Below are 13,279 nucleotides of genomic sequence, written 5' to 3'. Positions count from 1 at the left end.
CCGGGTACGCGCACCACTTCCGCCGGGGCATACTTCTGCCTGAGGCGATCTGCCCGGCGCGTTGGCCGGCAGAACTGCGGCAGAACGGCGGCAGAGCGGCGTGCGTGCGGACCAGGGGCGGGGCGGGGAGATGGCGGTTGCGAGTGGAACCGGAGAGTTCGGCCACCTGTTGGCGGGGTACCGGGTGGCGGCGGGCCTGACCCAGGAGGACCTGGCCGCCACGGCCGGAGTCAGCCTGCGCGCCCTCGGGGACATGGAACGCGGCCGCACCCGGGGTCCCCAGCGGCGCACCGTCCAGGCGCTGGCCGCCGCGCTGGGGCTGGACGGCCCGCAGACCTCCGCCCTGGAGCGGGCCGCGCAGTCCGGCCGCCCCCGGGGCGTACGGCAGGTGCCGTCGCAGGGCACGGCCGTGCTCCCGGCCACCCCGGCGTCGGCCACCCCGGCGCCGGCCGCGCCGGGAGCCGTACCGGAGACCGCCGGAGGCCCGAAGCGCCCCGCAGCCTCCGCGTCACCGGCAGCCCCCGCAGCCCCCGCGTCCCCCGGTGCGCTCGCGCTGCCGCGCGACCTCGCCGACTTCACCGCCCGCGAGCACGCCCTCGCCGATCTCGCCGAGCTCACCGCCGACCGGCACCCCGTCCACCCCCGGGTGGTGCTGGTGAGCGGTCAGCCCGGTCTCGGCAAGACCGCCTTCGCCCTGCACGCCGCCCACTCCCTGGCCCCGGACTTCCCGGACGGCCAGCTCTCGCTCGACCTCGGCGGCACGTCCGCGACCCCGCTGCCCGCCCGGGAGGCGCTCGGCCAGGTGCTGCGGGCCCTCGGGGTGGCGGACGGCGCGGTGCCCACCGGGACGGAGGAGCGGGCCGGGTTGTTCCGCGCCCTGGTGCGCGAGCGCCGGCTGGTCCTGGTGCTGGACAACGCCGTCGACGAGAGTCAGGTGCGTCCGCTGCTGCCCGGCTCGGGGCCGGCCGTGACCATCGTGACCAGCCGGCACTCCCTGCCCGGGCTGGAGGCGGTGCACCGGCTGCGGCTCGATGTGCTCTCGCCGGTGGAGGCCGCCGCCCTGCTGGCCCGGATCGCCGGGCCCGAGCGGGTCGAGGCCGCCCCGGACGCCGCCGCCGAGCTGGCCCGGCTGTGCGGCTACCTGCCGCTGGCGCTGCGGATCGCCGGGCAGCGGCTGGTGGCCCGTCCGCAGCAGCCGGTGGCCCAGCTGGTGCGCCAGCTCGCCGCCGAGGAGAACCGGCTGGATCTGCTGGAGACAGGGGACCTGGCGGTCCGCCCGGCCTTCGAGCTGTCCTACCGCAGGCTGCCGGCCGAGTCCCAACGGGTGCTCCGGCGTTGCGCGTTGACGGCCGGCCAGGACTTCACGGCGGCCGTACTGGCCCGCTACGCGGGGCTGTCGGCCACCCGTACCGAGCTGGTCCTGGAGCAGCTGGTCGACGCCGGTCTGGTGCAGCCGGCCACCCCCGAGCGCTACCGGCTGCACGACCTGGTGCGGCTGTACGCGGGCGAGCGGCTGGCCGCCGACGAGACGCCCGAGGCGGTGGCCGGGGCCCGCACGGAGGCCGGGAGCTGGCTGTTGCGCGAGGCGGCGGCCCACGGCCTGCGGTTCGACCCGGACCACGCGGAGGCCGAGGGCACCGGAGCGGTCGGCGGCCCGCCGGTGCCGCTGACCGAGGCGGCGCGCTGGCTGGAGGACGAGCACCCGGAGTGGCTGGCGGCGCTGTACCGGGCGCAGCGGGAGGGCCGGCACCGGGAGGTGATCGACACCGCCGAGGCCATGCACTGGTTCTCCGACCGCCTGCTGAGCTGGGACCTCTGGGGCGAGGTGTTCCAGCTGTCGGTGGACTCGGCCCGGGCGAGCGGGGACCGGCGGGCCGAGGCGGTGCACGTGAACTACCTGGCCTGGACGTACGTCACCTGTCTGCACCGCTACCAGCGCGGCGTCGAACTCGCCGGTGAGGGCCTGGAGTTGGCCCGGAGCCTGGGCGACCACGAGCAGCAGGGCTGGGCGCTCACCTACCTGGGCGCGGGGCTGCGACACCTCCAGCGCTACCGGGAGGCGAGCGAGAGCTACCAGCGGGCGGCGGAGGCCTTCGCCGAGGTCGACAACCGGGCCGCCCTGATCGGCCGGCTGGTGACCCTGCGCGGCGCGGCGACCTGCCTGCGCCTCCTCGGCCGGGCCGAGGAGGCGGTGGACTCCCGCCGTCGCGCGCTGGCGGGAGCGCTGGAGCTGGTGGAGCGCTGGTCCTCCCCGCTGATGCACCTGCTGGCGGCCATGACGGCGCACGAACTCGGCCAGGACCGGGCGGCGTTGAAGCGCTGGCCGGCCGCCGAGAAGGCCTACCGGCAGGCGCTGGTGCACTACGAGGCGATCGGGCGCCCGGACAGCATGACCAAGACCCTGACCGAGCTCGGCACCGCGCTGATCGAGCAGGGGCGGGCGGACGAGGCCCGGGAGATCCTCACCGAGGCGCTCACCGACCTCAGCGCGGACGGCCGCCGCGGCCGGGCCGCCCCGTAGCGGGAGCCCGGCCTCGGGTCTGTCCGGCGGATCTCGCCGGGCGCGCGATCCGCCGGACAGACCCCAGCCGCACCGGTCAGATCCGGGTGTCCTCCACCACCGGCAGCCACCGGTCGACCGGTCCGGCCTGGCCGCCCTGTCCGGCCTCGCCGTTGTCGCTGCCCTGGACACCCTGGCTGCCCTGGACACCCTGGGCGTCCCGCGCCGCCGGGGCGAAGGAGCGCGGCGCGACGGCCGGCTTCTTGCCGCAGAAGGCCGGCTCCAGCGCGTTCATCAGGCCCTGGGTGACCGAGCCGTTGTTGGAGGCGTTGGCGAAGACCACCACCGAGCGCCGCCCGTCCTGGGTGGTGAAGGACTGGGTCTGGTAGCCCTGGACGATGCCGCCGTGCCCGAACACGTCCCCGCAGGTGAGAGAGATGCGGCGGAGCCCCAGCCCGTAGGAGATCTTGGCGGTCGGGGTGGGCAGGGCGGATTCCATCTGCCGCAGCGAGTCGTCGGAGAGCAGGCCGCCGTTGCCGCCGGCCATCAGCGCGGTGAGGAAGCGGTCGAGGTCATCGGCGGTGGAGATGACGGCGCCGGCGCTCCAAACCCAGGAGCCGGTCTGCTCGGTGGAGTCCAGCAGCGGCTTGGTGCGGTCGTCGTTGGTGAGGTAGCCGGTGATGTGGTCGCCCGAGATCCGCTGGTCGGGGACGACGAAGGAGGTCTGCTCCAGGTCGAGCGGTTCGATGATCCGCTCGCGCAGCACGTCGGCGTACGGCCGGCCGGTGAGGTGCTCGATGGCCATGCCCAGCAGCACGAAGTCGGTGTTGGAGTAGGAGTAGCGGCTGCCGGGGGTGTACTGCAGGCCGTGCTTGACGGACATCGCGACCATTTCGGCCGGGGTGTACACGTTGGTGCGGATCCGGGCCTCGAAGGCGGCCGTGGTCTCCTCGCCGGACTGCTCCAGCAGGTCGTTGGTGTGGTCGTAGATGCCGGCCCGGTGTTCCATCACCTGACGGCCGGTCATCGTCCAGCCGTCCGGGAGGGTGCCGGCCGGGAGGTAGTCGCGTAGCGGCTTGTCGAGGTCGATCCGGCCCTCCTCCGCCAGCTGCATCACGAGAACGGCGGTGAACATCTTGGTGTTGCTGCCGACCCGGAACCTCCACCCGGAGTTCATCGGCGTCCCGTTCAGGTCGGCCTTGCCGACGCTGAGGGAGCGGGTCCGGTCGTGGTCGCCGTGGTCGCGGACCACCGCGAAGGCGCCGGGGGCGCCCGCGCCGGTGGTGGCCTGGAGCGCACTGAGAACCCCGGCCGTGTCGGGGGTGGGCAGGGCCGGGTCGCTGCGGTCGGCGGCCAGGGCGGGGGTTGCTGCGGTCGCGGCCAGGACGGCAGCGGCGGCGGCCACCGCGAGGGGACGCAGAAGGCTGGTCTTCGCCATGTTCCTCGGCTCTCTCGTGAGCTGACGCGCTGTCGGGATCGCGTCGTACGAAGATCACTATCACCGGAAGGGACGGACCGTGGCAATGTGAACGCGATTGCCCGCCTCATCCGTTCTCGGGGTGTTCGCCACCCGTACCGTTCGTTTCCCGGGCCGGGGGCAAGGTTTTACCTCCCGTCGTCTACCCGCGTTGACCGGCACGCCCGCATCCTGTTCGAGCGCCCGTTCGTCGTGTCCACGTCGTGCGCCGCGCGTCCCCCGGTGCCCCCGCGCGCCGACCTCCCCCTCACCGACCACGGAGTCCCCATGCCCCTGGCCACGTTCGCGCGCCGTGCCGGCGCTCTGCTGCTCGTCGGCGCCGGCCTGATATCCGCCTCCGGCACCGCCCACGCCGACACCGTCACCGGCACGTACTCGACGATCGTCTTCCCGGACCAGGACCACAGCGCGGTCTACAGCCTCATCGACTCGGCCACCACGTCCGTCGACGTGACCATGTACGAGCTGCGCGACACCACGGCGGTGAACGCCCTGATCGCCCGTCAGCACGCCGGAGTGCGGGTCCGGGTGGTCCTGGACGGCAAGCACAGCTCGGTCAACGGCGCCGCCTACTCCGCCCTGACGGCCGGGGGCGTCGGAGTGACGTACTCCTCCTCGGCGTTCGTCTACACCCACCAGAAGACCGTCACCGTGGACGGCGCCAAGTCCCTGATCCTGACCGGGAACCTGGACTCCACCTACTACTCCAGCAGCCGCGACTACGGCGTCCTCGACACCGACGCCAACGACGTCGCCGCGATCGAGCAGGTCTTCGCCGCCGACTACGCCAAGACCTCGATCACCCCCTCCGACGGCGACAACCTGGTGTGGTCGCCCACCGACTCCCAGGACCGCCTGCTGGCGCTGATCAACGGCGCGCAGACCTCCCTGGACGTCGAGGAGCTGGAGTTCGGCGACCCGGCCCTGGTGGACGCCGTCACGGCCGCCGCCAACCGCGGCGTCACCGTCCGCGTCGTCGGCATGAACCCGAGCTCGTACAGCTCCTCCTTCGACGAGGTCACCGGCGCGGGCGCCAAGGTGGTCACCTACTCCTCCACCACCGGCCTGTACATCCACGCCAAGGCCGTCGTCGCCGACTACGGCACCGCCACGGCCAAGGTGTTCGCCGGCTCGGAGAACTTCTCCGACAACTCGCTGAACAACAACCGCGAGCTGGGCCTGATCGTCTCCGACTCCGGGGTGCTCGACACGATCGAGTCGACCTTCGCCACCGACTTCGCCAACGGCACGGCCTACTAGGGCGGGTCGGCACTCCGGGTAGTTCCGTCACCTCCCGTCCGGGCGGCCCCGCAGCGGGGCCGCCCTCCACCCGAGGAAACGCCATGACTTCGTCCGCGAAGCCCCTGAACGAGTCCCCGAACGAGTCCCCGAACGACGGCTCCCGCCGCTCCCGCCGCTCCCGCCGCACCGCCACCGCGATCGGCTCGGCCGTCGCGCTGGTCGCGGCCTCCGCCGGACTGTGGGCGGCCACCGCCACCACCGCCCAGGCGGCCGGGCTGCCCACGCCGGACCACATCGTGGTCGTGGTGCTGGAGAACCACGCCTACAGCCAGGTGATCGGCAGCAGCAGCGCGCCGTACCTCAACAACACCCTGAAGGCGGGCGGCGCCAACCTCACCCAGTCCTACGCGATCACCCACCCCAGCGAGCCGAACTACTACGCGCTGTTCTCCGGCTCCACCCAGGGCCGGGTCGACGACAGCTGCGTGACCGTCGGCGGGTTCCAGGCCCCGAACCTGGCCTCCGAGGTGCTCGCCGCCGGGAAGACCTGGGCGAGCTACAACGAGTCCCTGCCCAGCCAGGGCAGCACGACGTGCAGCAGCGGCAAGTACGCCCAGAAGCACAACCCCTGGTTCGGCTTCGGGAACGTGCCGGTCAACACCGCCAAGACCTTCGCCCAGTTCCCGACCGACTACACCACGCTGCCCAACGTGTCCTTCGTGGTGCCGAACCTCTGCAGCGACATGCACGACTGCTCGGTGAGCACCGGCGACACCTGGATCAAGAACAACCTCGGCGCCTACGCCACCTGGGCGCAGAGCCACAACAGTCTGCTGGTCGTCACCTTCGACGAGGACAACAGCCTGTCCGGGAACCGGATCCCGACCCTGCTCTACGGCGCCCACGTCACTCCGGGCAGCAGCAGTGCCACCACCTACAACCACTACAACGTGCTGCGCACCCTGGAGGACCTCTCCGGGGCGAGCGGGCACGCGGGCAACGCGGCCGGTGTGACGGACGTCACCGGCATCTGGAACTGACCCTCCGGGGCGGCCGTCGGGCCGGACCGGCGACCGTTCCGCGGCCGCCGGTTCCGGCAGCCCGGCCCGGGCCGTGGGGCATCCCGCCGTGGCGGCGTCCCCGGGCGTCCCCGGCGTCCCCGCAGCCCGGGGGCTCCGGCGGCGCCCGCCGGCCAGGGCGCCGCAGGCCACGGCCCGTACCCGCACCGGCTCGGCGCACCGCACGCCCCCGCCGGCCCGGCCTTCCCCGCCCCTCCGCCGCCGCCCCGGGCAGTGCTTCCGCCGACGTTTCGGCCGCCGCCGAATCCGGAACGCCACGGCCCCCGAGGACGTTGACCCGCCCACGAGAGATCAGCACCCCGCCCGGCCGCCGGGCCGGCCGGGGACAGCGCGGTCCGACACCACGGCCCGACCGGCCGGAGGGCGGGCCGTGGCACGGGGAGGAGTCGCGTGGTGCGGTACGGGATCCTGGGGCCCTTCGAGGTCCGGTTCGACGGCGTGACGGTGACGGTGCCGCGCCCGCGGCAGCGCGCCGGGCTGGCCCTGCTCCTGCTCAACGCCAACCGCCCGGTCGGCATCGAGCGGATGGTGGACGCCCTCTGGGGCGGGGCCCCGCCGCGCACGGCCCGCGCCCAGGTGCACACCGTGGTCTCCACCCTCCGCCGGGCCCTGCCGCCACCGGCCGCGCAGGCGCTCACCCTCGAACCGGTCGGCTACCGGCTGGCCGTGCGGGAGGAGGAGTTGGACGCGGCGCGGTTCGGCGTGGCGCTGGCCTCCGCCCGGCGACTCGCCGAGGAGGGCCGGGCGGAGGAGGCGGCCGACCGCCTCCGGCGGGCGCTGGCGCTGTGGCGGGGCGAGGCCCTGGGCGGCATCGACGCGCCGTTCGCCGCCTCGGCCCGGGCCCGGTTGGACGAAGAGCGCTTCGCCGCCCACGAGTTGCTGGCCGACCTGGAGCTGGCGCGGGGCCGGCACCGCGAGCTCGTGCCGGAACTGACCGCGCTGGCAGGGGAGTTCCCGGCCCGCGAGTCCATCGCCGAACGGGCCGCCGCCGCCCTCTACCGGTGCGGACGGCAGGCCGACGCGCTCGCCGTCCTCCGGGCCACCCGGCAGGTGCTGGCCGAGGAGTACGGCCTCGACCCCGGCGAGCGGCTGCTGGAGCTGGAGGGGGCGATCCTGCGGCACGACCTGCCCATGGGCCCGCCGGTGGACCCGCCGGTGGACCTGTCGGTGGACCTGTCGGTGGACCGGCCCGCCGAGCCGGCGACGGAACCGGCCGCGGAGCCCGGCGAGGGACCGGGGGCGGAGCCCTTCGCGGGGCTGCCGGAGCGGGTGCCTGCCCTGCCCACCCCGGCCCAACTGCCCCAGGTCACCTCCGGCTTCGTCGGCCGCCGGGAGGAGATCGACCGCCTGGTCGAGCTGTCCGGGGCCGGCCCCGGCGCCAGCCGGATCGTGGCGCTGACCGGCCCGGCCGGCGTCGGGAAGACCTCCCTGGCGGTGCGCGCGGCCCAGGACCTCGCCGCCCACTACCCGGACGGCCAGCTCTTCGTCGACCTGCACGGCTACGACCGGGAGGAGCACGAGTCCCCGGCCAGGGTGCTGGAACGCCTGCTGCTCGCCCTCGGCGTCCCCGGCCCGCTGATCCCCCACGACGAGGCCCTCCGGGAGGACCTCTACCGCTCGACGGTGGCCGGCCGCCGGCTGCTGGTGGTGCTGGACGACGCCCGCGACTACGCGCACGTGCGCCCCCTGCTGCCGAGTTCGCCGCAGAGCTTCACCGTGGTCACCAGCCGGGGCAAACTCGGCGGCCTGGTCGCCACCACCGGCGCCGTACCGCTGCGGCTCGGTGTCCTGTCGCCGACCGACTCGGTCGAGGTGCTCGGCCGGATCGCCGGCCGGGACCGGGTCGCCGGGGCGCCGGACGCCGCCGGGGAACTCGCCCGGCTCTGCGGCGGACTGCCGTTGGCCCTGCGGATCTCGGCCGTCCGGCTCGCCGAACGGCCCGAACTGCCGCTCTCCGGCCTCGCCGCGGAACTCACCCCCGAGGACGGGCGGCTCACCGCCCTCAGCCTGCCGGACGGCGAACTGACCGTCTCCCGGGTGCTGGAGCACACCTACCGCCGCCTCGACCCGGACGCCGCCCGGCTGCTGAGGCTGCTCGGCCTGCACCCGGCCGAGTCGGTGACGGAGGCCGTCGCGGCCGCCCTGCTGGGTCCGGCCGACGCCCCGCTCGCCGCCTCCGGGGCACCCGCCCGGCCGCTGCTGCGGATCCTGGAGTCGCTCCACCTCATCGAGCCCGCCGGGACGGGAGTCCGCTACCGGATGCACGACCTGGTCCGGCTGTACGGCCGTCAGCTCGCCGCCGAGGACGAGGCGGACTCGGCCGCCGCCCGGGACCGGATGTTCGACTGGTACCTCACCGTCGCCGACGCCGCCCAGCGGGTGATGGCCCCGGCCGCGCCCCACGTACCCGTCGAACCGCGCCACCGCTGGCAGGGCCCGCACCCCTTCGAGGGGGCGGCCGAGGCCCGGGACTGGTTCGAGGCGGAGGCCGACACCCTGCTCGCCCTCACCCGGCTCGCCGCCTCGATCGGCGACCACCGCACCACCTGGCAACTGGCCACCGTCCAGCAGACCCACCTGATCCGCAGTCACGGCATGGACACCCTGGTGGAGACCCAGCAGCTCGGCGAGCGCGCGGCGGTGCTGGCGGGCCACGGCCCGGCCGCCGCGGCGCTCGCCGGCAGCCTGGGCATCGCGTTCGCGATCCGGCGCGACGAGCGCGCCCGCGAGTACCTGCTGCGGGCCGTCAGCGGGTTCCTCGCCCTGGGCGACCTGCGCCGAGCCGCCGCCACCCGGCTGTACCTCGGCGACCTGGACGGCGGGACCGCCCACCGGCTGTGCCTCACGGCGCTCGGCCGCCCGGTGGCCGAGGACGCGGAGCAGCTCGAACGGGCCGTCCGGGAGCGGCTCGCCGAGTCGGCCTGACCCGATCCGCCCGGCCGGGCCGGCGGAAAGGCGCAGCTCGCGACGGGTGGGGCGGACGGGTAGCGGATGGATAGCAGGCGAGTAGTGGGGCCGCTGAGGATGGTGACCACAGCCCCACCGGACCAGACCCGGAGGGCAGGACGACGGACCGATCGGGTCCGGCACGTGACTCACCCACGAAGGAGACGATCATGCAGAACGAGAACATCGAGAACGTCGACGTCCAGGTCGAGGACGAGCCAATGGGGGGCGCCTTGCTCGCCGGCATGTCGACCATGGCAACCCCGCCCGCCGTGGCGTGATCCCCCGCGGCGCCGCCACACCGAGTGCCGGGGGGGGGCGCCCCCCGCCGGCACCTCGGCGTCACCGGCCACCTCGGCTTCCACCGCACCTGGCACTGCCGCCTGGCACACCGCACCTGGCACACCGCACCTGGCACACCGCACCTGGCACCGCCCGTACACCGAACTCCCGGGAAGAGCCGCTCTGATGAGACTTCCGAAGGTCAAGTTCGACCACCTGCCCTACCGCACCGACGACGGCTCGGTGCGGATCGGCGGCGAGCTCTACGGCCTCGGCGCCGAGATCCGCGACCCGCACGGGTGGGTCTGGACGGCCCTCGGCCTGATGGACGGCACCCGTGCCGAGGAGCGCATCATCGACGAACTGCGCGCCGAGCACCCCGGATTGGCCCTCGCCCCGGCCGCCCGGATCGTCAGCGGACTGATCGCCACCGGCTACGTCGAGGACGCGGCCGGCGCCGACACCGACCGGCTGGACCCCGCCGAACAGGAGCGCTACGCCAAGAACCAGGCCTTCTTCCGCCGGATCGACCTGCGGCCCCGGGAGAGCCAGTGGGACGCCCAACTGAAGCTCAAACGCTCCAGCGTGGTGGTGCTCGGCGTCGGCGGCACCGGCAGCCACGCCGCCTGGGCGCTGGCGGCCGCCGGGGTCGGCCGGGTGCACTGCGTCGACCCGGACCGGGTCGAACTCTCCAACCTGACCCGTCAGGTCCTCTACACCGAGGCCGACCTCGGCCGCCCCAAGGCGGAGGTCGCAGCCGAGCGGCTGCGGGCCGTCAACTCAGGGATCGAGATCACCCACGACACCCGGACCGTGGACAGCCGGGCGGCGCTCGCCGAACTGGTCGCCGGCCACGATGCCCTGGCGTTGTGCGCGGACGAGCCCGACAGCGAGACCCTCCGCGGCTGGGCCTCGGAGGTCTGCGCGCAGACCGGGGTGCCGTGGGTCGGCGGCGGCTACAACGGCCCGTTCGTCTCGGTGGGCACCTTCACCCGGGAGGGCCCCTGCTTCCAGTGCGTCGCCGCCGGAGAGGAGGCCCGGCTGCCGGACGGACCGCCGCCCAGACTCGGGGGCAAGGGCGTGCTCTCGGCCTCCGCCGGCATCTCCGGCAACCTCGTGGCCTACGAGGTGGTCGCGCTGCTCTCCGGGGTCTCCCGGCTCGCCCCGGGCTACCTGCGGGCGATCAACCTGATCGCCCCCGACGACCAGCCGCTGATCCGCCACGAGCGCCGGCCCGACTGCCCCAACTGCCATGGCTGACGGACTCCGTGACGACGGGCTCCGTGACGACGGGCTCCGTGACGACGGAGTCCGTGACGACACCAGGGTGGTCTTCCACCCGCTCGGCATGCGCGAGGACGCCGGGGAGTGGATCGTCGGCCGGGCCGACACCGGCGACTTCGTGGCGCTGCCGCCCGCGGGAGTCCGGGCCATCCGGCTGCTCCAGTCCGGTCTGTCGGTGGCCGAGACAGCGGCCCGCATCCAACGCGAGACCGGCCGCCGGCTGGCCGTCGCGTCCTTCGTCACGTCGCTGACCGCGCTGGGCTTCGTCCGCTCGGTGGACGGCCGCGAGGTGGACTCCGCCCCGCCGGTGCGGCCCACCTTGCCGTGGATCCGGACCGAGCACGTCCGGTGGCTGCTCAGCCCGGTCGTCCCCGTCCTGCTGCTCGCGATCGCGGCGGCCGCCGCCGTGGTGCTGGCCTTCCGGCCCCGACTGCTGCCGAGCTGGCACGACCTGGTCTGGAGCGACCGGGGCACCCTCGTACTCGCCGGGCAGGCCGCGCTCACCTGGGCGATGCTCTTCGTCCACGAGCTTTCGCACCTGCTGACCGCCCGCGCGGCCGGCGTCCCGGGGCGGATCCGGCTCGGCACCCGGCTGCAGTTCCTGGTGATGCAGACCGACGTCTCCGGGATCTGGCAGTGCACCCGGCGGGTCCGCTGCACCGTCTACCTCTCCGGCATGGTGCTGGACCTCGCCACCGCCGGCGGCTGCGTGCTGATCGAGGCCGGCACCGGTCCGAACCGGCTGCTGTCCCTGCTCGCGCTCAGCAAACTGCTCGCCGTGGCCGTCGAGTTGATGGTCTTCATGCGCACCGACGTCTACTTCCTGCTCCAGGACCTCCTCTCCTGCCGCAACCTCTACCAGGACGCGGCGGCCCACTGCCGCCACCTCGCGGCCCGCTGCCTGGGCCGGGCCCACCCCGACCCGCTGACCGCCCTGCGGCCACGGGAACGGCGGATCGTCCGCGGCTACGCCGTCCTGATGGTGCTGGGCACCGCCGGCTCGCTGCTCCTCGCCTACCTGGTGTTCGCGAAGGTGACCCTGGTGCTGCTGACCCGGGCCCTGCACACCCTGGGTGGCCCGGCCGACCCGCTCTCCCTCGCCGACGCCGTCGCCACGGTCGTCGCGCTGGTCACCACCCAGGGCCTGTGGGTGCGCGCCTGGTGGCGCCGGCACGGACCGAAGGTCCGCCCCGCGCTGCGGTCGCTGCTGCGGCGCTCGGGGAGTGCGGCGCAGACCCCGGGACGGCCGGCCGGACCCTGACCGGCACTCGACCGGGGGCGCGCCCGGCTGGTATCGATTGGGGCGTGCGATTCGAACAGGTACCGATGCCGGACGAGGTGGGGGAGCGCCCCCGGGACGAGCGCGGGTACCCGGTGCCGGCGATCACGCCGTGGCAGGACGGGCAGCCGCAGTTCGCCCTGACCGACCACGGGCGCAGCGCCGACTGCGCGCTGGAGCGCCGCTGCTCGGTGTGCGGGGAGTTCATGCCGCGCGGACCGGTGTGGCGGGTGGTCGGCCCGGGGGAGAGCGCCGCGATCGCGGAGGCGCTCGCGGCCGGGCGCGGCTACCGTAACCTCGCGCCGACCATGGAGGGCCCGGGCCACCGCGCCTGCATGCTGTACGCGTCCATGGTGTGCCCCTACCTGGCCCGGCCCAACGCCCGCCGGAAGGTGACCGCCGAGGGCTCGGCGGACGGGCTGACCGCCGCCGCCGTCCGCGGCGCGGCGCGCGGCGGGACGGGGGCGGTGGTCGGGTTCGGTGACTACGAGTACGCCGTCACCGAGGCCCGGGTGCTGTTCCGCTTCCTCGACGTGGTCGAGTTCCTGCCGCACGAGTCGGCCGACGAGCACCTGGCCGAACTGCGCGCCGAGCTGGCCCGCGCGGCCGGAACGTCTTCGGGCACCGCCTAGGCCCGGCCCGGACCGGTTCGGACCGGCTAGCTAGTTGAGCCTCCGCAGACTGTTCTTGATCGCCTGAAGCTCACCAACCAGTCGGTCGATAGCCGCATCAAGCAAGAGGACAGGGTCCTCGGCCGACCAGAACCTAATCGTCCGCTCCAGCTCCTCCTGCCAGAAGGTCTCGTCGTTCTCGACCTTGAGCTTGAGGTGCCGGGCCAACTCGGCGAAGCCCGAGCCGGGCGTGTGCGACCTCTCGGGTAGTGGACCACGCGGCGTCGGCCCTGGGAGTCCGCCGACCAGCCGGACTGCTCGGCGTTGGCCGCCTCCTGGGTGCGCCGCCAGATGCCCTCCTCGACGGAGCGCGGGCGCTCGTGCCGGTCACCGGCGAAGTGCCGGTTCCACCGCTCGACCTGCTCTTCGGTCAGGCTCTCGATCACAGGGTGCGGGAAGAACACGGATGCCTCCTGATCAGTGGATGATGCTGGTGGGTCAGTGCGCTCGGCCGGCTGGCGGCGGGGCGGGGGTAGCCTGGCGTCGGCGCCGGGCATGGACCCAAGGGAACCCGGCGAC

8 protein-coding genes are annotated in these 13,279 nt (G+C 74.3%); 7 read left to right on the top strand and 1 reads right to left on the bottom strand.

The features are described from left to right. Positions 1-130 precede the first annotated feature (130 nt). Positions 131-2,521, top strand: a complete 2,391-nt coding sequence (locus ACFWIS_RS02890) for an ATP-binding protein (protein ID WP_380459894.1) — start codon at positions 131-133, stop codon at positions 2,519-2,521. Between the two features lie 76 nt (positions 2,522-2,597). On the opposite strand, the gene ACFWIS_RS02885 is transcribed toward ACFWIS_RS02890, so the two are convergent. Beyond that, positions 2,598-3,938 carry a serine hydrolase domain-containing protein gene (locus ACFWIS_RS02885; RefSeq protein ID WP_380459896.1) on the bottom strand — a complete coding sequence of 447 codons (1,341 nt, stop codon included), beginning with the start codon at positions 3,936-3,938 and terminating at the stop codon, positions 2,598-2,600. 306 nt (positions 3,939-4,244) lie between these two features. Between ACFWIS_RS02885 and ACFWIS_RS02880 the strand changes: the two genes are divergently transcribed. From ACFWIS_RS02880 to ACFWIS_RS02855, 6 genes are all read left to right on the top strand, one after another. Continuing rightward, entirely contained in the window at positions 4,245-5,237 is a 993-nt protein-coding gene (locus ACFWIS_RS02880) for a phosphatidylserine/phosphatidylglycerophosphate/cardiolipin synthase family protein (RefSeq protein WP_380459898.1), read from the top strand. Positions 5,238-5,320: 83 nt separating this feature from the next. After that, entirely contained in the window at positions 5,321-6,259 is a 939-nt protein-coding gene (locus ACFWIS_RS02875; protein ID WP_380459900.1) for an alkaline phosphatase family protein, read from the top strand. A 432-nt stretch (positions 6,260-6,691) separates the two neighbouring features. Further along, positions 6,692-9,223, top strand: coding sequence for a BTAD domain-containing putative transcriptional regulator (locus tag ACFWIS_RS02870; RefSeq protein ID WP_380523458.1), 2,532 nt, complete (start codon positions 6,692-6,694; stop codon positions 9,221-9,223). A gap of 489 nt (positions 9,224-9,712) precedes the next feature. After that, a complete protein-coding gene (locus ACFWIS_RS02865; RefSeq protein ID WP_380461228.1) occupies positions 9,713-10,786 on the top strand; it encodes a HesA/MoeB/ThiF family protein in 1,074 nt (357 codons plus the stop codon). Then, positions 10,779-12,071: a hypothetical protein gene (locus ACFWIS_RS02860; RefSeq protein WP_380461227.1), complete on the top strand. Its 1,293-nt coding sequence runs from the start codon at positions 10,779-10,781 to the stop codon at positions 12,069-12,071. The genes ACFWIS_RS02865 and ACFWIS_RS02860 overlap by 8 nt, the downstream gene beginning before the upstream one ends. Positions 12,072-12,115: 44 nt before the next feature. Next, on the top strand, positions 12,116-12,721 hold the full coding sequence (locus ACFWIS_RS02855) for a hypothetical protein (RefSeq protein ID WP_380461226.1): 606 nt from the start codon (positions 12,116-12,118) through the stop codon (positions 12,719-12,721). Positions 12,722-13,279 lie beyond the last annotated feature (558 nt).

Origin of the sequence: Kitasatospora sp. NPDC127060 (assembly GCF_042724935.1) — a bacterium.
Lineage (GTDB): Bacteria > Actinomycetota > Actinomycetes > Streptomycetales > Streptomycetaceae > Kitasatospora.
Note: the sequence above shows the minus strand (reverse complement) of the source record. Positions and strands in the feature narration are given on the sequence as shown.